Source organism: Pseudomonas wadenswilerensis, from assembly GCF_024749185.1.
Taxonomy (GTDB): Bacteria; Pseudomonadota; Gammaproteobacteria; order Pseudomonadales; family Pseudomonadaceae; genus Aquipseudomonas; species Aquipseudomonas wadenswilerensis.
In genome coordinates this window covers 5,544,651-5,568,875 of record NZ_CP087191.1, presented here as the reverse complement: position 1 = coordinate 5,568,875, position 24,225 = coordinate 5,544,651, and the positions used below count along the sequence as shown (strand labels likewise).

The window sequence follows — 24,225 nt, the reverse complement described above, 5'->3', positions numbered from 1 at the left end:
CTGATCTACGCTAACACTCGCATTCCTCAATAGATCTGGCACGTGCAAGGAGCCTGCATGACGGTGTCGCGTTCTTTATCGATCGTCTGCCTGGGGGTGTTGTTGGTGCTGGCGGGGTGCGGCGAAAAAAAGGCTGCTGAAGCCGAGCTGCCCAGGGTCGGCGTACAACGAGTTGAGCCCAGTGATTTCGCGGCTTCGGTGACGCTGACCGGTGATGTTCAAGCGCGGGTGCAGACCGATCTTTCGTTTCGCGTGGGCGGCAAGATCATTGCCCGCAGCGTCGACGTCGGCGATCACATCAAGGCCAACCAGGTCCTGGCCCGGCTCGACCCCAAGGACTTGCAGACCAATGTCGATTCGGCCAAGGCCGAAGTCTTTGCCGAACAGGCGCGCGTGACCCAGACCGCCGCCGCCTTTGTCCGTCAGCAAAAGCTATTGCCCAAGGGTTACACCAGCCAGAGTGAGTACGACTCTGCCGAAGCGGCTTTGCGCAGCAGCCAGAGCGCCCTCAAGGCCGCTCAGGCACAACTGGCCAACGCCCGTGAACAGCTGAGCTACACCGCCCTGGTGGCCGAGGCGGACGGGGTGATCACCGAGCGCCAGGCCGAAGTCGGCCAGGTGGTCCAGGCCACGGTGCCGATTTTCAGCCTGGCCCGCGATGGCGAGCGTGATGCGGTGTTCAACGTCTATGAGTCCTTGCTGGTGGCGCCGCCGAGCGAGCATGCCATCACCGTGCGCCTGGTCGATGACCCGAAGATCCAGACCCAGGGCCATGTGCGGGAAGTCACCCCGACGGTGTCGGCGCAAAGCGGCACGGTGCAGGTCAAGGTGGCCCTGGACCAGGTCCCGGCGGGAATGGAACTCGGTTCGGCCGTCACCGCTACCGGTAGCAGCCAGGGCAAGCCAAGCGTCGAGTTGCCCTGGTCGGCCCTGACCAAGGCCCTGCATGACCCAGCTGTGTGGGTGGTGGGCGAAGGCAACAAGGTCAGCCTGCAGCAGGTCAAGGTGATTCGTTACCTCACGGGCAAGGTGGTGGTCGGCGAGGGCCTCAAGGGCGGGGAGACCGTGGTGGTGGCGGGCGGACAACTGCTGAACCCGGGCATGCAGGTGGAAATCGCCGCGAACAAGGACAGCGGGGTGGCGCAATGAGAACCGTGACCCTGGGCCTGTGCAGCCTGCTGTTGCTCAGCGGTTGTGAACAGCAGGCGACTGCGCCTGAACCGGTCCGGCCTGTGTTGTCGATGATCGCCGAGCCTCAGGTCCAGGCCAACCTGGGCCGTTTCGCTGGCAGCATCCAGGCGCGCTACGAGAGTACCTTGGGTTTTCGTGTGGGCGGTCGCATCGCCCGACGCTGGGTCGATGTCGGCAGTCAGGTGAAACCGGGTGACTTGCTTGCCAGCCTTGATCCGACTGATCAGCGTAACCAGTTGCGCGCCGCCGAAGGCGACCTGGCCAAAGTCCAGGCGCAATGGATCAACGCCCAGGCCAATGCTCGCCGCCAGCAACAGTTGTACGACCGCGGCGTGGGCGCCCAGGCGCAGCTGGACATTGCCCAGACCGACCTGAAAACCACCACCGCCGCGCTGGAGCAGGCGCGCGCGGCCGTGGCCCAGGCGCGTGACCAGCTTGGCTACAGCGAACTGCGTACCGACCACGCGGCAGTGGTCACCAACTGGCAAGCCGAGGCAGGGCAGACGGTCAGTGCCGGTCAGGCCGTGGTCACCCTGGCCAGGCCGGATATCAAGGAGGCGGTGATCGATCTGCCGACGTACCTGGCCGAGCAGCTGACGACCGAACTGAAATTCCAGGTCGCTTCGCAGCTGGACCCCAGCATCAATACCGCCGCGACCCTGCGTGAACTCGAACCCCAGGCCGATGCTGCCACCCGCACCCGGCGCGCGCGACTGACCCTGGTCGACACTCCGGCGGCTTTTCACCTGGGCACAGCCATCAGCGTCACCTTGACTTCCCTGGTGTCGCCGCGAACTGAGCTGCCGCTATCGGCATTGCTGGAACGGGATGGGCAGACCCAGGTCTGGGTGGTCGATCCGCAGCAGAACACCGTCGCTGTGCGCGAGGTGAAACTGATGGAACGTACATCCGACAGCGTCGTGCTGAGCTCAGGGGTGCAGGCAGGCGAACGGGTGGTGACGGCAGGCGTGAACAGCTTGAAGCCGGGCCAGAAAGTCAAAGTCGATGAGGAAGATCCACGATGAAAGGAAGCTTCAACCTATCGGAGTGGGCGCTGAAGCACCAATCCTTTGTCTGGTACCTGATGTTCGTCGGCTTGCTGATGGGCGTACTTTCCTACATGAACCTGGGGCGCGAGGAAGACCCGTCATTCACCATCAAGACCATGGTGATCCAGACACGCTGGCCTGGAGCGACGCAGGATGAAACCCTCAACCAGATTACCGACCGGATTGAAAAGAAGCTCGAAGAGCTGGATTCGCTCGACTATGTGAAAAGCTACACCCGCCCGGGTGAGTCGACGGTCTACGTCAACCTGCTCGATACCACTCCGGCCGAGAGCATCCCCGAGATCTGGTATCAGGTGCGCAAGAAGATCCAGGACATACGCGGCCAGTTTCCCCAGGGTATCCAGGGCCCGGGGTTCAACGACGAATTCGGTGATGTGTACGGTTCGATCTACGCCTTTACCGCCGACGGCCTGACCATGCGCCAGTTGCGCGACTACGTCGAACAGGTGCGCGCCGAGATCCGCGAAGTGCCCAACCTGGGCAAGGTGGAAATGATCGGCACCCAGGACGAGGTGCTGTACCTGAATTTCTCCACACGCAAACTGGCGTCGTTCGGTATCGACCAGCGCCAGGTGCTGCAAGCCCTGCAGAGCCAGAATGCGGTAACCCCAGCCGGGGTTATCGAAGCCGGGCCTGAGCGGGTTTCGGTGCGCACCAGTGGCCAGTTCGCCTCGGAAAAAGACCTGCAAGCGGTCAACCTGCGCATCAACGACCGCTTTTTCCGTCTGGCCGACATTGCCGAGATTCAGCGTGGTTATGTCGACCCACCCGCGCCGATGTTTCGCTATAACGGTCAGACCGCCATCGGCCTGGCCATCGGCATGAAGGCCGGTGGCAACATCCAGGCCTTCGGGGCCGACCTGCACAAAATGATGGACCGGGTGATTACCGAACTACCGGTCGGTGTTGGCGTGCATACCGTGTCCGACCAGGCCGTGGTGGTCGAAGAGGCAGTGGGGGGGTTCACCAGCGCGCTGTTCGAGGCGGTGATCATCGTGCTGGTGGTGAGTTTCGTCAGCCTCGGCGTGCGCGCCGGGCTGGTGGTGGCCTGCTCGATCCCGCTGGTGCTGGCCATGGTGTTCATCTTCATGGAATACAGCGGTATCACCATGCAGCGGATTTCCCTGGGTGCTTTGATCATTGCCCTGGGCTTGCTGGTGGACGATGCGATGATCACCGTGGAGGTGATGGTCACGCGCCTTGAAAAGGGCGAGAGCAAGGAGCAGGCGGCAACATTCGCCTACACCTCGACGGCATTCCCGATGCTCACCGGTACTCTGGTAACCGTGGCGGGCTTCGTACCCATTGGCCTCAATGCCAGTTCGGCGGGGGAATACACCTATACCTTGTTCGCAGTGATTGCCGCGGCTTTGCTGGTGTCCTGGGTGGTGGCCGTGATGTTCGCGCCAGTGCTGGGGGTGCATATCCTCAGCACCAAAGTCAAAGCCCATGATGCGGAGCCCGGCCGCGTCGGCAAGGCTTTCGAGCACAGCCTGCTGTGGTGCGTGCGCCATCGCTGGGTGACCATCATCGGTACGGTGTTGTTGTTCGTGCTGGCGTTGTTCTGCATGCGCTTTGTCCAGAACCAGTTCTTCCCCTCTTCGGATCGCCCGGAAATCCTGGTCGATCTGAACCTGCCGCAGAATGCTTCAATCGAGGAAACCCGCAAGGCCGTGGACCGCTTGGAGGCGACGCTCAAGGGTGATCCGGATATCGTGCGCTGGAGTACCTATATTGGCCAGGGTGCGATCCGCTTCTACCTGCCGCTGGACCAGCAGCTACAGAACCCTTACTACGCCCAGCTGGTGATCGTCAGCAAAAGCTTCGAGGCGCGCGAGGTACTGATCAAGCGCTTGCAGCAGCGCTTGCGCGAGGACTTCGTCGGCATCGGCAGCAACGTTCAGTCACTGGAAATGGGCCCACCGGTGGGCTTGCCAATCCAGTATCGGATCAGCGGCAAGGACATCGATCAGGTGCGCCAGCATGCCATCGCGCTGGCAACCTTGCTGGACAGCAACGATAACATCGGCCAGATGATTTATGACTGGAACGAGCCAGGCAAGGTGTTGCGGATCGAGATCGCCCAGGACAAGGCGCGCCAGTTGGGCTTGTCGTCCGAGGACGTGGCCAATGTGATGAACAGCATCGTCAGCGGCATGCCGGTGACCGAGGTGAATGACAATATCTACCTGATCAATGTCGTGGCCCGTGCCGAGGACAGCGAACGTGGCTCGCCGCAGACCTTGCAAAACCTGCAGATCGTCACCCCCAATGGCACCTCGATCCCGCTGCTGGCTTTTGCCACCGTACGTTACGAGATGGAGCAACCCCTGGTCTGGCGCCGCGACCGCAAGCCAACCATTACCATCAAGGCGGCGGTGCGCGGCGATATCCAGCCAACCGACCTGGTGCGTGAACTCAAACCGCAGATCGACGACTTCGCCAGCAAGTTGCCGGTGGGCTACCAGGTGGAAACCGGTGGTACGGTGGAGGCCAGCGGCAAGGCCCAAGGCCCAATCGCTAAAGTGCTGCCATTAATGTTCTTTTTGATGGGCACGTTCCTGATGCTCCAGCTGCACAGCGTGCAGAAGCTGTTCCTGGTCGCCAGCGTGGCGCCGCTGGGCTTGATCGGTGTAGTCCTGGCGCTGGTGCCGACGGGCACGCCGATGGGCTTTGTGGCGATCCTGGGGATCCTCGCGCTGATTGGCATCATCATCCGCAACTCGGTGATCCTGGTGACCCAGATCGACGAGTACGAAGCCCAGGGCTATTCACCCTGGGACGCGGTACTGGAAGCGACCAACCACAGGCGCCGGCCGATCCTGCTGACGGCGGCAGCGGCGAGCCTGGGCATGATCCCGATTGCCCGGGAAGTGTTCTGGGGGCCGATGGCCTACGCCATGATTGGCGGGATTATCGTGGCGACCTTGCTGACCCTGCTGTTTTTGCCGGCGCTGTATGTGGCCTGGTACAAGATCCGCGAGCCGCAGCACCATTGACTACGCCATCGCTGACAAGCCAGCTCCCACAGGGTCCGGTGCGTGCAGACCCTGTGGGAGCTGGCTTGCCAGCGATGCGGTGCATCAGAAACATCCGGTCTGATTGACACCCCACTTTGCCTTTCTTGTGCAGCTACCTTGAAGGTTCATCTTCAGGGAGCGCGACATGGAACGTCCATCCTCTCATCGACTACGCCGGGGGCGCGTGTCTGAACCCGGCAGGTTGTATCTGTTGACCAGTGTGATCGAGAACCGCACGCCCATCTTCGAAGATATCTGGCTGGCCAGATTGATCATTGCCCAGTTTCGTCAGGCCGAGGAAGAGCAGTCGGCCAGATCATTGGCGTGGGTGGTGATGCCTGATCACTTTCACTGGCTGATCGAGTTGCATCAGGTGACGCTGAAAACCCTGATGCGCCGACTCAAATCTCGATCTACGTGTGCGGTGAACAAGGCCTGCAATCGCCATGGGCGGCTATGGCAGCAAGGGTTTTATGACCGGGCGTTACGTCGTGAGGAGGATGTTCGCGCGGTTGCCCGTTATATCGTTGCCAATCCATTACGAGCGGGCTTGGTACACCACATTGGTGACTATCCTCATTGGGATGCCGAATGGCTTTGACCCGTGTAACGGCCATCGCTGGCAAGCCAGCTCCCACAGGTTCTGCATGCACTGGCCCCTGTGGGAGCTGGCTTGCCAGCGATGAATTCAGCGCTTGTTCAAACCCTTCGCCAACCGATCCCCGCCCAGCTGGATCAACGCCACCAACACCACCAGCATGACGATCACCGTCAGCATGATCTGGCTGTCGAAGCGCTGGTAGCCATAGCGGTAGGCAATGTCGCCCAGGCCCCCGGCACCAATGGCGCCAGCCATGGCCGAGGAGTTGATCATGGTCACCAAAGTGATGGTAAAGCCGCCGACAATACCCGGCAGGGCTTCTGGCAGCAGCACATGCCAGACGATGTGCCAGCGCCGGCAACCCATGGCCTGGGCCGCTTCGATCAGGCCATGGTCGACCTCGCGCAGGCTGACTTCGGCGATGCGCGCAAAGAACGGCGTGGCGGCAATGGTCAGCGGCACTACCGCTGCCCAGACACCATAGGTGGTGCCGACGATCAAACGGGTGAAGGGGATCAGCGCCACCATCAGGATCAGGAACGGAATCGAACGGAACAGGTTGACGAAGGCGCCGAGCACCCGGTTCAGGGTGGGCGCTTCGAAGATCCCGCCCTTGCCGCTGGTGACCAGGATCACCGCCAGCGGTACACCGGCGAGCAGGGCAATCAGCGACGAGACGCCAACCATCAGCAGCGTGTCGAGTACACCCTGAAGCAAGCGATCAAACCACATAACCCAGTACCTCCACCTGTGCAGCCCATTGCCGGGCGCGCTCAATCACCTGCTCGTGGCTGTGCGGCGAGTGGGCCACCGACACCACGAGTTGCCCCAGGACGCGGCCCTGGATCGGTTCAATGCCGCCTTGCAGCAGGCTGATCTGGCCGCCGAGCAAGGTGAACAAAGAAGACAGCTCCGGCGCCTGCTTGTCCTTGCCGCTGACCCGCAGGTTGAGCACCAGCGCCGCTTCCGGGCTGGGCGCCTGTGCTTGCAAGCGTGCCTGCAACGCAGCCGGCAGGGCGGCTTGCAACGGTGCAAGCAGGGTCTTGCTGACCTCATGCTGCGGGTCGCCAAACACTTGCCAGACGGCACCCTGCTCGACGATTCGCCCACGCTCGAGCACCACCACTCGATGGCAGATATCGCGAATCACCGCCATCTCATGGGTGATCAGCACGATGGTCAGGCCCAGGCGCTGGTTGATGTCGCGCAGCAGGCCGAGGATCGACTCGGTAGTCTCCGGGTCTAGTGCCGAAGTGGCTTCGTCACACAGCAGAATTTCCGGGTCATGTACCAGCGCCCGGGCAATGCCGACGCGCTGTTTCTGCCCGCCGGACAACTGAGCCGGGTACACGTGGTGCTTTTCCTGCAGCCCGACCAGTTCCAGCAACTCGGCGACCTTGCGCTGGCGCTGGGCCTTGGGCACGCCGGCAACCTTGAGCGGCAACTCGACGTTCTGCCACACGGTCTTGGCCGACATCAGGTTGAAGTGCTGGAAGATCATGCCGATGCGCCGGCGCAGGCGCACCAGGCGGTCTTCGTCGTACTCGCCAATGTCCACCTGGTCGATCAGCACCCGGCCATGGCTCGGTTGCTCCAGGCGGTTGATGGTACGGATCAGCGACGACTTGCCGGCACCGCTGCGGCCGATGATGCCGAAGATCTCACCGTGCTGGATGTTCAGGTCGATGCCGTCCAGCGCCGGGGCTTGCTGGCCCGGGTAGGTCTTGCCCAGGCCGATGAAACGTACATGGGCGTTGCCCAGCTCCGGGTGCAAGGCCCGTTGCCGGGCCTGTTGCAGGGGCGCGAAAGGCCGCTGCTGCTCCTGCGCCACGCGGGCGCTGACGGCGCTCATCTCAGCTCTCCCAGCCAGCTTGGTAGAGCTTGCCGTGGGCCTGGTCGAGGGCGGCCCGCACCACCGGCGAGTGCTGGTAGATGTCGATGAATCTGGCCAGGCGCGGGTCGTCCTTGCTCTGCGGGCGGATGACGAACTGGATCACGTATTCCTTGTGGTCCAGGCCGTCGAACAGCAGCGCCGAGGTGGCGTCGAAGGTCTTGGCCAGGCGAATGTAGGCCGGGTAGCCCTGGACCAGGTCGGCGTCATCGTAGGCGCGCACCAGTTGCACCGCTTCGACCTGGAGGATCTTCAGTTTTTTCGGGTTGGCGACGATGTCTTCTTCGGTGGCCTTGTAGCCGACACCGGGCTTGAGGGTGATCAAACCGGCCTTGGCCAGCAGCTGCAAACCGCGGCCGCTGTTGATCGGGTCGTTGGCGATGGCGACGCTGGCGCCCTCGGGCAACTCAGCGAAGCTTTTGAATTTTTTCGAGTACAGGCCGACGTTGTTGATGATCCCCGGGGCGAAGGGCACCAGGTCGAAACCGCCGGCGGCCTTGGCGTTTTCCAGAAACGGGATGTGCTGGAAGTAGTTCACGTCGATGTCACCGGCCGCCAGGCTGACGTTGGGCGCGATCCAGTCGCTGAACTCGATCAGCTCGACGTCCAGGCCCTGTTTCTTCGCTTCGCTGACGGCCGCTTCGAGGGGGATGGAAAAGGCTGCGGTGGTGCCGACTTTCAAGGCGTCGGCGGCCTGGGCGGTGCCGAACAGGCTAAAGGTCAGGGCCAGGGCTGCGACCGGGCGGGCAATAAAGGTCTTAAGCATGCTGTAGCGCTCCCGTCGGGGTCGTAGGGGTGTGGCGATAGCTGGCGCCAGGATGGTCTGCCGGCAGGTGAGGCTGGTCGCTGGCGAAGAGTTTCTCGCGCAGGCTGCCCTGTTCGTAGGCGGTCTTGTACGAGCCGCGGCGTTGCAGCTCGGGGATCACCAGGTCGATGAAATCGACATAGCTTTCCGGGGTAACCGTGCGGGCCAGGTTGAAGCCGTCCAGGCCGGTTTCGGCGATCCAGCTTTCCAGCTCGTCGGCGACCTGGGTCGGCGAGCCGATCAGGGTGATGTAGCGTCCGCCAAGGGCGTGTTGCTCGAGCAGCTTGCGCCGGGTCCAGTCGTTGTTCTGCAGGTTCTTGGTGGCGGACTGGATGGCGTTGCTTTTCACGTACTGGATCGGCTCGTCCAGTTCGTACTCGGAGAAATCGATGCCGGTGGAGCTGGCAAAGTGCGCAACACCGGCCTCGGCGCTGGCATAGCGCAGGTACTCGGCGTGCTTGGCCTTGGCCTGCTCTTCAGTGCGGGCGACGATCACCGTCAGGCCCATGAACACCTTGATCGCCTGCGGGTCACGCCCCGCTGCCACGGCGGCAGCGCGCACCTTGTCGACCTGGGCGCGGGTGGCGGCCTTGTTCTGGCCGCTGATGAACACGCACTCGGCGTGGCTGCCGGCAAAGCTCAGGCCGCGCTCGGAGCTGCCGGCCTGGAACAATACCGGGGTGCGCTGTGGCGATGGCTCGCACAGGTGATAACCCTCGACCCGGTAGAACTCGCCCTTATGGTTGACCTTGTGCACTTTGTCCGGCCGGGCGTAGACCCGCTGCTGGCGGTCGTTGACCACCGCGCCGTCTTCCCAGCTGCCTTCCCAGAGCTTGTACAGCACCTGCAGGTACTCGTCGGCCTGGTCATAGCGGCGGTCGTGCTCGGGCTGCTGATCCAGGCCCATGGCCTTGGCTGCGCTGTCGAGGTAGCCGGTGACGATGTTCCAGCCCACCCGGCCACGGCTCAGGTGGTCGAGGGTGGAAAGGCGCCGGGCGAACAGGTAAGGCGGCTCGTAGGTCAGGTTGGCGGTCAGGCCGAAGCCGAGGTTGCGGGTGACGGCGGCCATGGCTGAAACCAGCAGCAGCGGGTCATTGACCGGAAGCTGGATCGACTCCTTCAGCGGTACATCGACGGACTGTTGGTAGACATCGTAGACGCCGACGATATCGGCAATGAACAACCCGTCGAACAGCCCGCGCTCCAGTAGCTGGGCCAGCTCGGTCCAGTATTCGAGGGTCTTGTACTGGCTCGAGTTGTCCCGCGGATGGGTCCACAGGCCGTGGTTGATATGGCCGACGCAGTTCATGTTGAAGGCGTTGAGCAGGATCTTCTTCTTGGCCATCAGATGGTGCCCCGCAACGGTGGATTTTCATCGTTCAGGTAGTAGTTGCCGATGGCGTGGTACTTCCAGCGCACCGGGTCGTGCAGGGTATGCACCCGGGCGTTGCGCCAGTGTCGATCAAGGCCATGCTCGGCCAGGGTTGCCTGGCTGCCGGCCAGCTCAAACAGCGTGGTGCCGGCGGCGAGGGAAATCTCGGTACTGATCGCCCGCGCTTCGGCCACGGCGATGGAGGCGGCGGCGACGGTTTCGGCATTCGGCTCGGCCTGGGCACGGTCGAGGTGCTCGCCGGCGCGTTCGAGCAGGGCTTCGGTAGCGTGCAAGCGGATCGCCAGGTGGCCGAAGGACTTCAGGGTCAGCGGGTCTTCGCTGGCCTGGTCGACACCGGAGTCGACCCATGGCCGGCTGCGGGTGCGCACGAAGTGCAGGGCATCTTCATAGGCGGCGCGGGCGATGCCGGTGTCAATGGCAGCATGGAGGATCTGCGCCAGCGGGCCGACCGTGGTCGGGCGCTCGAAGGCACTCTGGAACGGCAGCACGTCCTCGGCGGCGACCTGCACGTTGTCGAACACCACTGAACCGCTGCCGGTGGTGCGTTGGCCGAAGCCGCTCCAGTCGTCAATTACCTTCAATCCAGCGCTGTCAGCCGGCACGAAAGCCAGGCGCTGAATGCCCTCTTCATCGACGACCGACGTGGGGATGCGCTGAGCGTAGATCGCACCCGTGGCGTAGAACTTGCGGCCATTGATGCGATAAGCGTCGCCATCGCGGGTCAGGGCAGTGGTACGGTCGTGGGCAGTCTTGGTGCCGAGCTCGGCCAGGGCATTGCCGAAGCGCTTGCCGGCCAGTACTTCGGCGTACAGGCGCTGCTGTTGCTCCGGAGTGCCGTTCACCCGCAGCACTTCCAATGCATAGAAGTGGTTCTGTGGAATTTGCCCCAGCGAGGCGTCGGCCTGGGCGATGCGGGCGATGACCCTGGCCAGGGTGACGTTCGATACGCCAGCGCCGCCATAGGCCTTGGGCACGCTGATGCCCCACAGGCCGGAGCGGGAGAACAGCTCGAGTTCAGGGTGCGGCAGGCGTCGTTCGCGGTCGCGCAAGGCGCTGTCGCGATGCAGTTGGACGGCGATTTCCTCGGCGATTTGCAATGCCTGGGCGTCAGTGTGGATGACCGCGACGTTAGCGTGCGGTGGTGGCAATAGGCTCATAAACAGGGCTCCAGTGGTCTGGTCAAATCCAGGAGTGCCGGGCAGGCAAGGTACCGTTGAGGTGATAGGCGCCGACGGCGTGGTATTTCCAGCGCACCGGGTCGTGCAGGGTGTGCACGCGGGCATTGCGCCAGTGCCGGTCGAGATTGAACTCGGCCAGGGTGGCGCGGCTGCCGGAGAGCTCGAAGAGCTTCTCGCTGGCTTGCAGGGAGATCTCGGTGGTCAGCACCTTGGCTTCGGCCACGGCGATCGAGGCGCGGGCGGCAGCGGCGGCGTCGACCGGTGCGGCGTTGACTTCGTCGAGTACCCGCGCAGCCTTGCCCAGCAGTGCCTGGGCAGCATGCAGTTCAAGCTGCAGGCGGCCGACGTCGGCGATCACGTAGAGATCGTCACTGGCGCGATCGACCTTGGCGTCGATCCACGGCCGGGCTTTTTCGCGGACAAAAGCGATGGTGTCGGCAATCGCCGCTTCGGCGATGCCTGCATCAATGGCAGCCTGGATCAGCTGCGATGCGGCGCCCTGGGTGTTCGCTACTTCGCCCTGCTTCCAGGTATCGATCACCAGTTCGGCGTCGACCTGCACCTTGTCCAGCAACACGGTGCCGCTGGCGGTGGTACGTTGGCCGAAACCGGACCAGTCGTCGACGATGCGCAAGCCCGGGGTGCCACGGCGGACGAAGGCCATGACCTGGCGGCCGTCGTCGTTCAGCGCCTTGACCGCCACCCAGTGGGCAAACAGGGCGCCGGTGGAATAGAACTTCTGGCCGCTGAGCACATAATGATCGCCCTCGCGGGTGATCCGCGCCTTGAGGTCCAGGGTGTGCTTGGTGCCGCGTTCCGGCCCGGCATTGCCGATGCGCCAGCCGTCGAGCACTGATTTGAACAGCAGCTCTTTCTGCCGCTCAGTGGCGGTGCCTTTGAGCAGTTGCAGGATACCGAACTGGTTTTGCGGGATCTGCCCCAGCGCCGGGTCGGCGGCGCTGATGATGCGAAACACCTCGGCAATGGTGACAAACGACACCTGCGCGCCGCCAAACGCCCGCGGGATACTGATGCTACCCAGGCCGCTGCGGGTGAATTGTTCGATTTCTGCCCAGGGCAGCTTGCGTTGCTGGTCGCGCCTGGCCGCCTGGCCGCGAGCTGCCTCGGCCAGCTCATGGGCCGCCTGCAGGGCTTGCTCGTCATTGCTCAGCACCTTGGCCGGCAACAACAGCGGGGCGCTGTCCAGGTCGCTGTGGATTGTGGTTTCTGCCAGATTGGACATCAGTACCGCTCCTTGGCTGCACTCAATGCCCTGGCGTTACGCACTGGGGTGATTGTGTTCCTGACCATACCTACCTCACGAATTGAAAACGTCGACGCGGGGTGCGGCGACAAAATTGCGCTGGTCCGGTGGTCCGGTTCATATACCCTAATAGCGTATAAAAATTAAATAAACTAACTTTTAGGAATAAATATAGAAGTACTTGGCGGTCGCTGGAGGAACGCCTGCCGGGGCAGGGCAGGCGCTATCAGAAAGGCGGGACAGGGGAGGGAAAAACTCAGTAACCGGTGTTCTGCGTGCCGAGGAATTTGCCGAGGAACTGGCGGGTACGTTCTTCTTTCGGCTGGGCAAACAGCGCCTTGGCTTCGCCCTGTTCGACGATCACGCCCTTGTCGAAGAAGATCACCCGGTTAGCTACATCGCGGGCAAAACTCATCTCGTGGGTGACGATGATCATGGTGCGCTTTTCTTCGGCCAGGCTGCGGATGGTCGCCAGCACTTCGCCGACCAGTTCGGGGTCGAGCGCCGAAGTCGGCTCGTCAAAGAGGATCACCTCCGGCTCCATGGCCAGTGCCCGGGCAATCGCTACCCGCTGCTGCTGACCACCGGACAGCTTGCGCGGGTAGGAGGCCTCTTTGCCGGCCAGGCCGACCTTGGCCAACAGCTTCATGCCCAGGGCCACGGCCTGCTCGCGAGGCGTCTTCTTGACCACCAGAGGGCCTTCGATGACGTTCTCCAGCGCAGTGCGATGGGGGAACAGGTTGAAGTTCTGGAAGACGAACCCGACCTCCTGGCGCAGCCGACGGATCAGCCCGCTTTGCTGGCTGAGCGGACGGTTGGCGTCAATCTCCACATTGCCGACCTTGATGCGCCCGCTGCTGGGGGTTTCCAGCAGGTTCAGGCAACGCAGGAAGGTGGTTTTGCCGGAACCGCTGGGGCCGATGATGGCGATCACCTCGCCGGCCTCGACCTTGAGGCTGATGTCATCGAGCACGGTCTGGCCGTTGAACTGCTTGCTCAGTCGTTGTACCTCGATCATGCCTCAGGACTCCTGGTCGTGCCGGTTGACTCGCGCTTCCAGGCGGTTCTGCAGGTGTGCGAGAACGCTGGCCAGCACCCAGTAGATCAGTGCGGCGGCAAGGTACATGGTGAAGATTTCGAAAGTGCGCGCAGTAATCAGCTGCGCCTGGCGGAACAGCTCCGGCACCTGGATGGTGGCGGCCAGGGCGGTGTCCTTGACCAGCGAGATAAAGCTGTTGCCCAGTGGCGGCAAGGCGGTGCGCGCCGCTTGCGGCAGGATCGCCCGGCGCATGGCCTGGCCACGGGTCATGCCGATGCTGGCGGCCGCCTCCCACTGGCCGCGGTCGATGGAGCTGATTGCGGCGCGAAGGATTTCACAGGCATAGGCGGCCATGTTCAGCGAGAAGCCGATCAGCGCCGCCGGCAGCGGATCGAGCTCGATGCCTAGCTGCGGCAGGCCGTAGTAGATCATGAACAGCTGCACCAGCAGCGGCGTGCCGCGAAAGAACGAGACGTAGACCCGCGCGGTCCAGCTCAGCAGCTTGAGCGACGACAGGCGCATCAACGCCAGGCTGAAGCCCAGCAGCAGGCCAAAGAACATCCCGCCGAGGCTGAGGACTACCGTGAAGTACGCGCCCCTGAGCAGGAAGGGCGCGGACTCTATTGCGAGTTGGAAAGCTTCTTCCATTATTGAGTGACGTCAGCGTTGAAGTACTTTTCCGAAAGCTTTTTCAGCGTGCCGTCGGCGCGCAGCTTGTCGATGGCCTTGTTCACGGCGGCCAGCAGTTCCGGCTCGCCTTTGCGCAGGGCAATACCGGCTTCCTGGCGGGAGAACGCGTCACCGGCGGCGGTGGTGTCCTTGGCTTTCTTGGCGTATTCCAGTGCGGCCAGACGGTCGATCAGGATAGCGTCGATACGGCCGACACGCAGGTCCTGGAACTTGGTTGGATCGTCTTCGTATGTGCGCACGTCAGCGGTCGGCACATTGGCTTTGACCCACTGTTCGTAGTTGGTGCCCAGGCCCACGCCGACTTTCTTGCCGCCCAGGTCGGCAGCGGACTTGATGTTCAGGTCGGCGGCCTTTTTCGTCAGCACAAGCGCCTGAATCCCGGAAACAGTGTAGGGCTCGGAGAAGTCGTACTTCTTCTTGCGTTCTTCGGAGATGGTTACCTGGTTGACCACCGCATCCAGGCGCTTGGACTCCAGGGCCGCGAGGATGCCGTCCCACTTGGTCGGTTGCAGCTTGACCTTGACCCCCAGCTCCTTGGCCAGGGCCTCGGAGAGTTCCACCTCAAAGCCGGCCAGCTTACCGTCGGCATCGACGAAGCTGAACGGTGGATAGGTGCCTTCAAGGCCGATGTTGATCACGCCCTTGTCCTTGATCTGCTGCAGTTGCTCGCCAGCCACAGCCTGGCCGAGCAGGCTGGCCCCGAGCAGCAGGCCAAGGCCGGCGGCTACTGCCTGTTTACCGAAAGCGGAAATCTTCATGGTTAGCCCCAATGTTGTTGTGAGTGTGGCGCTGACTATAGGGTGACGCTTTTAGTCTGAAAAATAATATAAATTCATGCTCTTATATCATTTTCAAATAAGTTGATTAGCCGTTCCAGACCTCAGGGTAGGCGAATAATGCCGGTGCCCCACCGGTATGCAGAAAAATCAGCGGGCCGTCGTCGAAGCGCTGGCGGGCAATGCCGTCGAGCAGCCCGGCCATGGCCTTGCCGGTATACACCGGGTCGAGCAGCAATCCTTCCTGGCTGGCCAATAAGCGAATGGCGGCAAGGGTGCCAGCGTTCGGTTCGCCATAGCGTGGGGCGAAGTACTCGTCCCACAGTTCGATCTTGAAGGTTTCTGGCAAACGCACGCCCAACAGCTCGGCGGTGCGTTCGGCCAGGCCCTGGACTTTCGGCCGCTGGTCTTCATCGCTGCGCGATACGGTCACGCCGATCACCGGCAGTTTCGGCAGTTTGTGCGCCAGGGCGATGGCCAGGCCGCTGTGGGTGCCGGCGCTACCAGAAGCCAGTACTACCCCGGCGAACTGCTCGCCGCAATGTTCGATCTGCTGTGCCAGCTCAAGGCCTGCGCGTACATAACCCAAGGCACCCAGCGCGTTGGAGCCGCCAATCGGCACGATGTAGGGTTTGCGCCCGCTGGCGTGCAGGCGCACCGCCAGGGCTTGCAGTTGTTCATCGGCATTATCGAGGTTGTCGACCAGTTCGACCTTGGCGTCGAACAACTCCAGCAACAGTCGGTTGCCGTTCTGCCGGTAGTTGAGCGAATCGGTACCGATCGGGTTTTCCAGCAGAGCTACACACGTCAGGCCCAATTGAGCGGCCAGGGCTGCGGTCTGGCGCACATGGTTGGACTGGATCGCCCCGGCGGTGACCAGGGTGTCGGCACCTTTGCTCAGGGCGTCGGCGGCCAGGTATTCGAGCTTGCGCAGCTTGTTGCCGCCCATCGCCAGCGGCGTGCAATCGTCGCGTTTAACGTAGATGTCGCGGCCAGCCCAGGCCGAGAGGCGATGGAGTTTTTCCAGCGCGGTGGGGGCGCCAAGCAAGTCCAGACGATTGAAGCGGGCAAGCTGTCGGTCGATCATGGGGTCACGTCGGCTAGGTAAAATTTGACTATAAGCAGCCTGCGGCGTGCGGGCAACTACCTGGCTTATGCCGCCTTTATCGCGTTCTGGAATAAAGGGTTATTTTTTCCCCTGTAGGAATTTGCCGTAAAGTGATCGTCAATTGTGGCGGAACTTCAACCCACCGACCGCCGCTGCAGCAGGAGAGGTAACCGTGAGCGAGAACGCGCAATCAGGGCATTGGCAGCTGCAAACCATCGTCGGCCAGCTGCGTGCCGCCCGCGATCAGTGGCGCAGCAGCAATGGTCGCAGCAGCGGCGAGCAAGGCGGCCGTGAGCTGCCTTCGCGCGAAGCGGTGCGGCATATTCTCGAGCAGTTGTGTGGTGCCTTGTTCCCTATGCGCCTGGGTCCGGTCGACCTGCGTGAAGAGAGCGAAGACTTTTATGTCGGCCATACCCTCGACGCGGCCCTGACCGCATTGCTTGCCCAGGCCCGCCTTGAACTGCGTTATGTCGCTCGCCAAGGTAAAAACACATCGTCCGAGATCGATGCCAAGGCCTTGCGCCTGATCCAGGACTTTGCCGCGGCCTTGCCGGGCCTGCGCAGCATCCTCGATACCGATGTGCTGGCCGCTTTCCACGGTGACCCGGCGGCGCGCAGCGTCGATGAGGTGCTGCTGTGCTACCCGGGTATTCTCGCCGTCATCCACCACCGCCTGGCCCACCATCTGTACCGGGCCGGCCTGCCATTGCTGGCACGGATCAGTTCGGAGCTGGCCCACTCGGTCACCGGCATCGATATCCATCCCGGCGCGCAAATCGGCCCGAGCTTCTTCATCGACCACGGCACCGGCGTGGTGATCGGCGAAACGGCGATCATCGGCGAGCGGGTACGCATCTACCAGGCCGTTACCCTGGGCGCCAAACGCTTCCCGGCGGACGAAGACGGGCAGTTGCAGAAGGGCCATCCGCGTCACCCGATTGTCGAGGACGACGTGGTGATTTATGCCGGCGCGACTATTCTGGGACGAATCACCATCGGCAAGGGTTCGACCATCGGCGGCAACGTCTGGCTGACCCGCAGCGTGGCCCCGGGCAGCAACCTGACCCAGGCCAATCTGCAGCATGATGACGGTACCCAGAAGTAGGCGACCCAAAGCTTGGCTTGCGGCAACGGGTCGCATCGCGACCCCCATCCATGTTTAACTTGAACGCTTGTTCAAGTTAAAACGGTGGTCCGCTGCCGGTGTTCAACAGGAGGAAACCCTTTGCTGAACCCGTTCAATCCAAGCTTCTCCCCCCTCGGCGAGGTGCACGCCCAATGAGTGCACCCAGCCCCGACTCCAGCGGCAAGATCCGCATGAATCCGCCGGTTTTCTACTTCGCGGCGAGCTTTATCCTGATATTCGGCCTGGTGGTCATCAGCAATCCGCAAGCCGCTGGCGAGTGGCTGCTGGCGGCGCAGAACTGGGCGGCCAACACCGTTGGCTGGTACTACATGCTGGCGATGACGCTGTATCTGGTCTTCGTGGTGGTCACCGCCTTGTCTGGCTACGGCAAGATCAAGCTCGGTGCCGACCACGACGAGCCCGAGTTCAGCTACCTGTCCTGGGCCGGCATGCTGTTCGCAGCAGGCATCAGCATTACCCTGTTCTTCTTCTGTGTCTCCGAACCCCTGACCCACATGCTCCAGCCGCCGCAAGGCGAGGCCGGCACGGTCGAGGCTGGGCGCCAGGCGATGCAGCTGCTGTTCCTGCACTGGGGCCTGCATGGCTGGGGCGTGTTCGCCTTTGTCGGCATGGCCCTGGCGTATTTCGCCTACCGGCACAACCTGCCGCTGGCCTTGCGTTCGGCGCTGTATCCGCTGATCGGCAAGCGCATCAACGGCCCGATCGGTTACGCCGTGGACGGCTTCGGCATCATCGCCACGGTGTTCGGTCTGGGCGCCGACATGGGCTTTGGCGTGCTGCACCTCAACTCTGGCCTGGACTACCTGTTCGGCGTCCCGCATACCCAGTGGGTGCAGGTGATCCTCATCACCCTGATGATGGGTGCGGCGGTCGCCGTGGCAGTAGCCGGGGTCGAGAAGGGCGTGCGGGTGATGTCCGACATCAACATGTTCCTGGCCTGCGCGCTGCTGCTGTTCGTGCTGTTCGCCGGGCCCACCCAGCACCTGTTCAATACCCTGATCCAGAACCTCGGTGACTATCTCGGCGCCTTGCCACGCAAGAGTTTTGACGTCTACGCCTACAACCAGGCCAATGAGTGGCTGGGCGGCTGGACCGTGTTCTACTGGGCCTGGTGGATTGCCTGGGCGCCGTTTGTCGGCCTGTTCATTGCGCGGATTTCCCGCGGCCGGACCATCCGCGAGTTTGTCTTTGGCGTACTGCTGATTCCCCTGGGTTTCACCCTGGCGTGGATGTCGATCTTTGGTAACAGCGCGCTGTTCCAGGTGCTCGAACACGGCATGACCGCGCTGGGCCAATCGGCCCTCGACAACCCGTCGATGACCCTCTATCTGTTGCTGGAAACCTACCCGTGGAGCAAGGCGGTGATTGCCGTCACGGTGTTCATCAGCTTCGTGTTCTTCGTGACCTCCGCCGACTCCGGCACCGTGGTGCTCTCGACCCTCTCTGCACGTGGCGGCAACGCCGACGAAGACGGTCCGAACTGGCTGCGGGTGTTCTGGGGCGCGATGACCGCGCTGGTGACCAGCGGGTTGTTGTTCGCCGGCAGCATCGATTCGCTGAAGTCGGCGGTGGTGCTCACCTCGCTGCCGTTCTCGGTGATCCTGCTGTTGATGATGTGGGGCCTGCACAAGGCGTTCTACCTGGAATCGCAACGGCAGATCGCCCAGCTGCATTCGCTGGCACCGTTCGCCAACTCGCGGCGTGGCCGTGGTGGCTGGCGTCAGCGTTTGAGCCAGGCCGTGCACTTCCCGTCACGCGATGAGGTGTATCGCTTCATGGATGACGTGGTGCGCCCGGCGATTGCCGAGGTGACCCAAGTGTTTGGCGAGAAGGGTCTGCATGTCATCACCCAGGAAGACCCGAGCCACGACAACGTCAGTTTGAAGATTGGCCATGGTGAAGAGCAGCCGTTCATTTACCAGGTGCAGATGCGCGGTTACTTCACCCCATCATTTGCCTTGGGGGGCCTGGGTACCCAGGAACTGAAGAACCGCCGCTACTACCGTGCCGAAGTGCACCTGAGCGAAGGCAGCCAGGATTACGACCTGGTTGGCTACAGCAAGGAGCAGATCATCAACGACATTCTCGATCAGTACGAGCGGCATATGCAGTTCTTGCACCTGGTGCGTTGATTTTTCTGGCCCCATCGCTGGCAAGCCAGCTCCCACAGGGTTTTGTGGGAGCTGGCTTGCCAGCGATGGTAGCGCCGCGATGGATCTTTAAAACGGCGCGTCCCCCAGAATCGTCGCCCGGTGCATCACCCGCCGCACCGGCCGGTAATCATCCACCGCGTAATGCTGGGTCACGCGGTTATCCCAGAACGCCACGTCGTTTTCCTGCCAGCGCCAGCGAATGGTGAACTCCGGACGGGTCGCGTGAGCGAACAGCAGCTTGAGAATTGCCTCGCTTTCAGCCTCGCTCAGTTCGTTGATGCGGGTGGTGAAACCGTCGTTGACGAACAGCGCCTTGCGCCCGCTCACCGGGTGAGTACGGATCACCGGGTGCGACAACGGCGGGTTGTTGCGCCGTGCCGCTTCCCAGCGCGCCAGGTCTTCAGGGGTGGTACCGAAGCGCTCCAGCGGAAACGACTTGGTGAAGTCATGGGTCGCGGTAAGGCCAGCAAGCAGCTGCTGCAGCGGTGCCGACAGCGCCTCGTAGGCAGCGATGCCACTGGCCCACAAGGTATCGCCGCCGTAGGCCGGCAGTTGCTTGGCACTGAGCACGGCACCCAGCGCCGGGGTCGGCAGGAAGGTCACGTCGGTGTGCCAGATGGCGTTGTCGCGCACGTCGGTGACGGCGGTATCGAGCACCAGCACCTGTGGGGTTTCCGGCACATTCGGGTAGATCGGATGGATATGCAGGTCGCCAAAGCGCGCGGCAAATTCGGCCTGCTGCTGCGGGTTGATCGGCTGGTCGCGAAAGAACAGCACCTGATGCTTGAGCAGTGCCTGTTCGATGGCGTCGCGTTGTTCTTGGCTGATTTCGCGGCTGAGGTCGATGCCGCTGATCTGGGCGCCGAGGGCAGGGCTCAGCGGGGTAATGGTCAGGCTCATGGTTGTTCTCTATCCGTTGTCAATGGCTCTGGCCGTGCCAGGGCACCAGCTTGCGCTGCAGGGCGCGCAGGCCCATCTCCAGGGCGAAGGCAATCAGCGCGATCACCAGGATGCCCAGCACCACCACATCGGTTACCAGGAACTGCGCCGCCGACTGGACCATGAAACCCAGGCCGCTGGTGGCGGCGATCAGCTCGGCCGCCACCAGGGTCGACCAGCCGACACCCAGGCCGATGCGTACGCCGGTGAGAATGTCGGGCAGGGCGCTGGGCAGGATCACATGGCGAATCAGCTGCCAGCGCGTGGCCCCCAACGACTGCGCCGCGCGCAGCTTGGTGGGGTCGACGGTACGCACGCCAGTGGCGGTGGCAATGGCGATCGGGGCGAAGATCGCAAGATAAATCAGCAGCACTTTCGACAGCTCGCCGATGCCGCACCAGATCACGATCAGCGGCAGGTAGGCCAGGGGCGGAATCGGCCGGTAGAACTCGATCAGCGGGTCGAGAATGCCGCGGGCGATACGGTTATGGCCGATGGCAATACCGATCGGAATCGCCGTGACGATCGCCGCAGCGAGGGCCAGGCCAATACGTTGCAGGCTGGCGCCCAGATGCTGCCACAGGGTGGATTCCATGTAGCCCTGGGTCAGTAGCAACCAGGCCTTGCTCAGCACCGCTTCGGGTGAGGGCAAAAACAACGGCTCGATCCATTCGGCGGCGGTAACCGCCCACCACACCAGCAACAGCGTGGCCAGGGTCAGGGCGCTGATCCAGCGGGTGCTCAGACTGCGCCGGGGTTTGCTCGGCGTGGTTTGGCTGGCGGCGCGTTTGGCCGCTACCGGGACATCCAGGCTGCTCATGCAGACTCCTGCCGCGTCGCGGCACTGCGTTGGGAGAACACCCGGGCCAGCACGTGCTCGCGGGTTTCGATAAAGCGCGGGTCGGACTTGATCGAGCGGGCCGGCTCGCCGGCGCTGTAGCGCTGGCCGAAATCCAGTTGCAGGCGTTCGACGATCTGCCCGGGATTCGGCGCCAGCAAAACCAGTTCGGTGGCGAGGAACACCGCCTCTTCAATGTCGTGGGTAATCAGGAACACTGGTTTGGCGGTGCGCTGCCAGACTTGCAGCAGCAACTCCTGCATCTGTTCACGGGTAAAGGCATCCAGTGCGCCAAACGGCTCGTCCATCAGCAGCACACGCGGGTCGGCAGCCAGCGCCCGGGCCAGGCCCACGCGCTGCTTCTGGCCACCGGACAGCTGCCAGATTCGCCGGCTGGCAAAGTCCGCCAGGTCGACCAGGGCGAGCATCTCGCGGGCCTTGGTTTCCCGCTTGGCGCGCGGTACCCCGGCCAGTTCCAGGCCGAAGGCAACGTTGGCCAGCACATCCTGCCAGGGCAGCAGCGCATCATCCTGGAACACCACGCCGCGCTCGGCGCCGGGGCCTTGCACCGGGACGCCGTCGAGGGTGATACGGCCGCTGCTGGGCGCCACGAAACCGGCAATCAGATTGAGCAGCGAGGTCTTGCCGCTGCCCGAAGGGCCGAGGGCCACCAGCAATTGCTGCGGGCCCAGGCTCAGGTTGATGTCGGCCAGCACCGGCTCGGCCGCGCCGGGGTACTGTGCGCTGATGCGCTCCAGTTGTAACAGGGCCATGGTCTGCTCCGAGTCTCAGTTGGCAATGAATTTGGCGCTGACGTAAGGCGCATAGTCCGGCAGCACCGCTTCGACCTTGCCTTGCTCCTTGAGGAAGGTAGCGGTGTCGGTGATTGCCTGGGTGGTCGGTGCGCCCAGCGCTGCAACCTGGTCGGCGGCCAGCGGGAACACGTTGCCTTGCAGCAGGCCAGGGATATCAGCCGCCTTGGCGCCGGAGAGCTTCACCAGCTTGTCGACGTTGCTCTTGTTCGCCAGCCATGCTTGCGGGTCTTTGCGGTAGTCGGCGTAGGCATCCAGGGTGACTTTGGCGAAGGCCTTGACGATCTCCGGGTGCTTGGCCGCGAAGTCCTTGCGCACGATCCAGGCGTCGAAGGTCGGTGCGCCTTTGTCGGCCAGCTCACCGGAGGTGATCAGTACCTTGCCGTTTTCCTTGGCCACGCCCAGGGCCGGGTCCCAGACGTAGGTGGCGTCGATGTCACCGCGCTTCCAGGCGGCGATGATTGCCGGTGGTGCGAGGTTGAGGATCTGTACCTTGGCCGGGTCGATGTTCCATTGCTTGAGCGCAGCCAGCAGGCTGTAGTGACCGGTGGAGACGAACGGTACGGCGATCTTTTTGCCAATCAGGTCCTGCGGCGAGTTGATGCCGGCGCCATCGCGGGCGACCAGGGCTTCGGCAGCGCCAATCTGGGTGGCGATCAGGAAGGTTTCCACCGGCAGCTTGCGGGTCGCGGCCGCGGCCAGCGGGCTGGAACCGAGGTAGCCGATCTGCACATCGCCGGAGGCCACGGCGGTGATCACGTCGGCGCCGCTGTCGAATTTGCGCCAGTCGATGTCGGCTTTGCTGGTTTTCTCGTAGGTACCGTCGACCTGGGCGACTTTCGCCGGGTCCACGGTGGTCTGGTAGGCCACCGTCAGGTCGGCCGCCTGGGCAAACCAGCTGGTGCCGGCCAGGGTCAGGGCGGCGAACAGGCGCAGGGGAGCATGCAGGGTCATGGTGAACTCCTTGTCAGGCGGGCGGTTGTGTTGGTGTGGAATAAGACTAGATGATCTAAGAAAGTTAAAATAAATAACTTTTTTGCATTAGCTTAGGAGCCAATTGATTTAAGGCTCTGCAAATGAGGTGGTTTCATCGCGGGGCAAGCCCACTCCTGCAGGTCCTTGTGGGAGCGGGCTTGCCCCGCGATACGATCTCACTGAATAAACTTGGCGCTCACGTACGGCGCGTAGTCCGCCAGTACCGCTTCGACCTTGCCCTGTTCCTTGAGGAACCGCGCGGTCTCGCCAATCGCCTTGGGCGTCTGGCTCTGCAGCAACTGCGGCTGCGCCTGGGCATCGGGGAACGCCGCCCCGGCCAGCAACTGCGGAACATCTGCCGGATTGGCGCCGGTCAATTTGGCGATCTTCTGCACCGGTACCGAGTCGCTCGTCCACTGCGCCTTGTTGGCAGCGTAGTCGGCAAATGCATCAAGGGTGACCTTGGCGAACTTGCTCACCACCTCAGGATGCTTCTCGGCAAAATCCTTGCGCGCTACCCACACTTCGAACGTCGGTGCACCCCAGCCGCCAACCTCGGCGGCGTCGGTGAGCGTTTTGCCGGTCTTGCGGATTTCGCCCAATGCCGGCGACCAGACAAAGGCACCGTCGATGTCGCCACGTTTCCACGCTGCGGCGATTTCCGCTGGTTGCAGATTGACCACCTTGACCTGACGGGTGTCGAGGTTCCAGTGCTTGAGCGCACCAAGCAGGCTGTAGTGCGAGGTGGACACGAACGGCGTGGCGATGGTCTTGCCGACCAGGTCCTGCGGGCTGTTGATGCCGCTGCCGTTGCGCACCACCAGTGCTTCGGCGGCGTTGATCTGCGCCGAGACGATAAACGCCACGATCGGCAGCTTGCGCGAAGCGGCAGCGGCTAACGGGCTGGAGCCCAGATTGCCAATCTGTACATCGCCAGAGGCAATCGCGGTGACCACTTCCGGGCCGCTGTTGAAACGGCGCCAGGCGATCTTTTCACCGATGGCCTGTTCATAGGCGCCGTCGGCCTGGGGCACTTTGCTCGGGTCGATGCCGGTTTGGTAGCCCACCGTCAGTTCATCGGCCTGGGCGACAAAAGTGATGCTGGTCAAGGCCAGGGCATAAAGGAAACGCAATGATGGTCTGGCCATGAGGGGCTGCCTTGTCGAAAGGGGAAGGTTCGTCAAAGCTAAGCGATCTAAAAAACCGCTTCAAAATACCCTTTAGGAATTAGCTTATGTGCCGATAACGGCAGCGGAGAAAAATTCGGATCATATTCCGTAATAATCTGAAAAATTACGAAATAAGTCTTTTTGGATTTATAGGATTGTCATTATC

Annotated in this window: 21 protein-coding genes; 6 read left to right on the top strand and 15 right to left on the bottom strand. The window is 62.6% G+C overall.

Features of this window, described 5'->3' with window-relative positions; genetic code table 11:
• Window positions 1–57: 57 nt before the first annotated feature.
• The 4 genes from LOY45_RS25605 to LOY45_RS25590 all read left to right on the top strand — a co-directional run bounded on the left by LOY45_RS25605 (window position 58) and on the right by LOY45_RS25590 (window position 5,882).
• Window positions 58–1,149, top strand: a complete 1,092-nt coding sequence (locus tag LOY45_RS25605; protein WP_115084810.1) for an efflux RND transporter periplasmic adaptor subunit — start codon at window positions 58–60, stop codon at window positions 1,147–1,149.
• Window positions 1,146–2,216, top strand: a complete 1,071-nt coding sequence (locus LOY45_RS25600; protein ID WP_115084811.1) for an efflux RND transporter periplasmic adaptor subunit — start codon at window positions 1,146–1,148, stop codon at window positions 2,214–2,216. The genes LOY45_RS25605 and LOY45_RS25600 overlap by 4 nt, the downstream gene beginning before the upstream one ends.
• Entirely contained in the window at window positions 2,213–5,260 is a 3,048-nt protein-coding gene (locus LOY45_RS25595; RefSeq protein WP_258578554.1) for an efflux RND transporter permease subunit, read from the top strand. The genes LOY45_RS25600 and LOY45_RS25595 overlap by 4 nt, the downstream gene beginning before the upstream one ends.
• Before the next feature lie 166 nt (window positions 5,261–5,426).
• Entirely contained in the window at window positions 5,427–5,882 is a 456-nt protein-coding gene (locus tag LOY45_RS25590) for an REP-associated tyrosine transposase (RefSeq protein WP_115084813.1), read from the top strand.
• An 87-nt stretch (window positions 5,883–5,969) separates the two neighbouring features.
• Here the strand turns inward: LOY45_RS25590 and LOY45_RS25585 are convergent, their stop codons facing one another.
• The 10 genes from LOY45_RS25585 to LOY45_RS25540 all read right to left on the bottom strand — a co-directional run bounded on the left by LOY45_RS25585 (window position 5,970) and on the right by LOY45_RS25540 (window position 16,005).
• Window positions 5,970–6,614 carry a methionine ABC transporter permease gene (locus LOY45_RS25585; RefSeq protein WP_036994912.1) on the bottom strand — a complete coding sequence of 215 codons (645 nt, stop codon included), beginning with the start codon at window positions 6,612–6,614 and terminating at the stop codon, window positions 5,970–5,972.
• A complete protein-coding gene (locus LOY45_RS25580) occupies window positions 6,604–7,734 on the bottom strand; it encodes a methionine ABC transporter ATP-binding protein (protein ID WP_258578553.1) in 1,131 nt (376 codons plus the stop codon). The genes LOY45_RS25585 and LOY45_RS25580 overlap by 11 nt, the downstream gene beginning before the upstream one ends.
• Window position 7,735: 1 nt before the next feature.
• A complete protein-coding gene (locus tag LOY45_RS25575) occupies window positions 7,736–8,539 on the bottom strand; it encodes a MetQ/NlpA family ABC transporter substrate-binding protein (protein ID WP_115084815.1) in 804 nt (267 codons plus the stop codon).
• Window positions 8,532–9,923: an LLM class flavin-dependent oxidoreductase gene (locus LOY45_RS25570; RefSeq protein WP_134064882.1), complete on the bottom strand. Its 1,392-nt coding sequence runs from the start codon at window positions 9,921–9,923 to the stop codon at window positions 8,532–8,534. Before LOY45_RS25570 ends, LOY45_RS25575 begins: the two co-directional genes overlap by 8 nt.
• Window positions 9,923–11,128, bottom strand: coding sequence for an SfnB family sulfur acquisition oxidoreductase (locus tag LOY45_RS25565; RefSeq protein WP_258578552.1), 1,206 nt, complete (start codon window positions 11,126–11,128; stop codon window positions 9,923–9,925). The genes LOY45_RS25570 and LOY45_RS25565 overlap by 1 nt, the downstream gene beginning before the upstream one ends.
• A 22-nt stretch (window positions 11,129–11,150) precedes the next feature.
• Window positions 11,151–12,392 (bottom strand): SfnB family sulfur acquisition oxidoreductase, encoded by a 1,242-nt coding sequence (locus tag LOY45_RS25560; RefSeq protein ID WP_258578551.1) that lies wholly within the window; start codon window positions 12,390–12,392, stop codon window positions 11,151–11,153.
• A 277-nt stretch (window positions 12,393–12,669) separates the two neighbouring features.
• Window positions 12,670–13,431, bottom strand: coding sequence for an L-cystine ABC transporter ATP-binding protein TcyN (gene tcyN, locus LOY45_RS25555; RefSeq protein ID WP_115084820.1), 762 nt, complete (start codon window positions 13,429–13,431; stop codon window positions 12,670–12,672).
• Between the two features lie 3 nt (window positions 13,432–13,434).
• Window positions 13,435–14,100: a cystine ABC transporter permease gene (gene tcyL, locus LOY45_RS25550; protein WP_115084821.1), complete on the bottom strand. Its 666-nt coding sequence runs from the start codon at window positions 14,098–14,100 to the stop codon at window positions 13,435–13,437.
• Entirely contained in the window at window positions 14,100–14,900 is an 801-nt protein-coding gene (gene tcyJ, locus LOY45_RS25545) for a cystine ABC transporter substrate-binding protein (protein ID WP_115084822.1), read from the bottom strand. The genes tcyL and tcyJ overlap by 1 nt, the downstream gene beginning before the upstream one ends.
• Before the next feature lie 106 nt (window positions 14,901–15,006).
• Entirely contained in the window at window positions 15,007–16,005 is a 999-nt protein-coding gene (locus LOY45_RS25540; protein ID WP_115084823.1) for a D-cysteine desulfhydrase, read from the bottom strand.
• 193 nt (window positions 16,006–16,198) lie between these two features.
• Here LOY45_RS25540 and epsC point away from each other — a divergent pair, with 193 nt between their 5' ends.
• Both epsC and betT read left to right on the top strand, forming a co-directional pair.
• Window positions 16,199–17,131 (top strand): serine O-acetyltransferase EpsC, encoded by a 933-nt coding sequence (gene epsC, locus LOY45_RS25535; protein ID WP_115084824.1) that lies wholly within the window; start codon window positions 16,199–16,201, stop codon window positions 17,129–17,131.
• Between the two features lie 173 nt (window positions 17,132–17,304).
• Window positions 17,305–19,305 carry a choline transporter BetT gene (betT, locus tag LOY45_RS25530; protein ID WP_115084825.1) on the top strand — a complete coding sequence of 667 codons (2,001 nt, stop codon included), beginning with the start codon at window positions 17,305–17,307 and terminating at the stop codon, window positions 19,303–19,305.
• Window positions 19,306–19,392: 87 nt separating this feature from the next.
• On the opposite strand, the gene tauD is transcribed toward betT, so the two are convergent.
• From tauD to tauA (LOY45_RS25505), 5 genes are all read right to left on the bottom strand, one after another.
• Complete coding sequence (gene tauD / locus LOY45_RS25525) at window positions 19,393–20,226, bottom strand: taurine dioxygenase (RefSeq protein WP_115084826.1); 834 nt, start codon at window positions 20,224–20,226, stop codon at window positions 19,393–19,395.
• A 19-nt stretch (window positions 20,227–20,245) separates the two neighbouring features.
• Window positions 20,246–21,085 carry a taurine ABC transporter permease TauC gene (gene tauC / locus LOY45_RS25520; RefSeq protein WP_115084827.1) on the bottom strand — a complete coding sequence of 280 codons (840 nt, stop codon included), beginning with the start codon at window positions 21,083–21,085 and terminating at the stop codon, window positions 20,246–20,248.
• On the bottom strand, window positions 21,082–21,876 hold the full coding sequence (gene tauB / locus LOY45_RS25515) for a taurine ABC transporter ATP-binding subunit (protein ID WP_233674084.1): 795 nt from the start codon (window positions 21,874–21,876) through the stop codon (window positions 21,082–21,084). Before tauB ends, tauC begins: the two co-directional genes overlap by 4 nt.
• 15 nt (window positions 21,877–21,891) lie before the next feature.
• Complete coding sequence (gene tauA / locus LOY45_RS25510) at window positions 21,892–22,869, bottom strand: taurine ABC transporter substrate-binding protein (RefSeq protein WP_115084829.1); 978 nt, start codon at window positions 22,867–22,869, stop codon at window positions 21,892–21,894.
• Window positions 22,870–23,066: 197 nt separating this feature from the next.
• Window positions 23,067–24,038: a taurine ABC transporter substrate-binding protein gene (gene tauA / locus LOY45_RS25505; RefSeq protein WP_134064874.1), complete on the bottom strand. Its 972-nt coding sequence runs from the start codon at window positions 24,036–24,038 to the stop codon at window positions 23,067–23,069.
• Window positions 24,039–24,225: the final 187 nt, after the last annotated feature.

What these genes read in the sequence shown, in the direction of transcription:
- LOY45_RS25595 (WP_258578554.1), top strand. Translation starts at nt 2,213, where the DNA reads ATGAAAGGAAGCTTCAACCTATCGGAGTGGGCGCTGAAGCACCAATCC.
- LOY45_RS25605 (WP_115084810.1), top strand. Translation starts at nt 58, where the DNA reads ATGACGGTGTCGCGTTCTTTATCGATCGTCTGCCTGGGGGTGTTGTTG.
- betT (WP_115084825.1), top strand. Translation starts at nt 17,305, where the DNA reads ATGAGTGCACCCAGCCCCGACTCCAGCGGCAAGATCCGCATGAATCCG.
- tcyL (WP_115084821.1), bottom strand. Translation starts at nt 14,100, where the DNA reads ATGGAAGAAGCTTTCCAACTCGCAATAGAGTCCGCGCCCTTCCTGCTC.
- LOY45_RS25580 (WP_258578553.1), bottom strand. Translation starts at nt 7,734, where the DNA reads ATGAGCGCCGTCAGCGCCCGCGTGGCGCAGGAGCAGCAGCGGCCTTTC.
- LOY45_RS25565 (WP_258578552.1), bottom strand. Translation starts at nt 11,128, where the DNA reads ATGAGCCTATTGCCACCACCGCACGCTAACGTCGCGGTCATCCACACT.
- tauA (WP_134064874.1), bottom strand. Translation starts at nt 24,038, where the DNA reads ATGGCCAGACCATCATTGCGTTTCCTTTATGCCCTGGCCTTGACCAGC.
- LOY45_RS25600 (WP_115084811.1), top strand. Translation starts at nt 1,146, where the DNA reads ATGAGAACCGTGACCCTGGGCCTGTGCAGCCTGCTGTTGCTCAGCGGT.
- tauD (WP_115084826.1), bottom strand. Translation starts at nt 20,226, where the DNA reads ATGAGCCTGACCATTACCCCGCTGAGCCCTGCCCTCGGCGCCCAGATC.
- tauB (WP_233674084.1), bottom strand. Translation starts at nt 21,876, where the DNA reads ATGGCCCTGTTACAACTGGAGCGCATCAGCGCACAGTACCCCGGCGCG.
- tcyJ (WP_115084822.1), bottom strand. Translation starts at nt 14,900, where the DNA reads ATGAAGATTTCCGCTTTCGGTAAACAGGCAGTAGCCGCCGGCCTTGGC.
- LOY45_RS25590 (WP_115084813.1), top strand. Translation starts at nt 5,427, where the DNA reads ATGGAACGTCCATCCTCTCATCGACTACGCCGGGGGCGCGTGTCTGAA.
- tcyN (WP_115084820.1), bottom strand. Translation starts at nt 13,431, where the DNA reads ATGATCGAGGTACAACGACTGAGCAAGCAGTTCAACGGCCAGACCGTG.
- LOY45_RS25560 (WP_258578551.1), bottom strand. Translation starts at nt 12,392, where the DNA reads ATGTCCAATCTGGCAGAAACCACAATCCACAGCGACCTGGACAGCGCC.
- LOY45_RS25585 (WP_036994912.1), bottom strand. Translation starts at nt 6,614, where the DNA reads ATGTGGTTTGATCGCTTGCTTCAGGGTGTACTCGACACGCTGCTGATG.
- LOY45_RS25575 (WP_115084815.1), bottom strand. Translation starts at nt 8,539, where the DNA reads ATGCTTAAGACCTTTATTGCCCGCCCGGTCGCAGCCCTGGCCCTGACC.
- LOY45_RS25570 (WP_134064882.1), bottom strand. Translation starts at nt 9,923, where the DNA reads ATGGCCAAGAAGAAGATCCTGCTCAACGCCTTCAACATGAACTGCGTC.
- LOY45_RS25540 (WP_115084823.1), bottom strand. Translation starts at nt 16,005, where the DNA reads ATGATCGACCGACAGCTTGCCCGCTTCAATCGTCTGGACTTGCTTGGC.
- tauA (WP_115084829.1), bottom strand. Translation starts at nt 22,869, where the DNA reads ATGACCCTGCATGCTCCCCTGCGCCTGTTCGCCGCCCTGACCCTGGCC.
- tauC (WP_115084827.1), bottom strand. Translation starts at nt 21,085, where the DNA reads ATGAGCAGCCTGGATGTCCCGGTAGCGGCCAAACGCGCCGCCAGCCAA.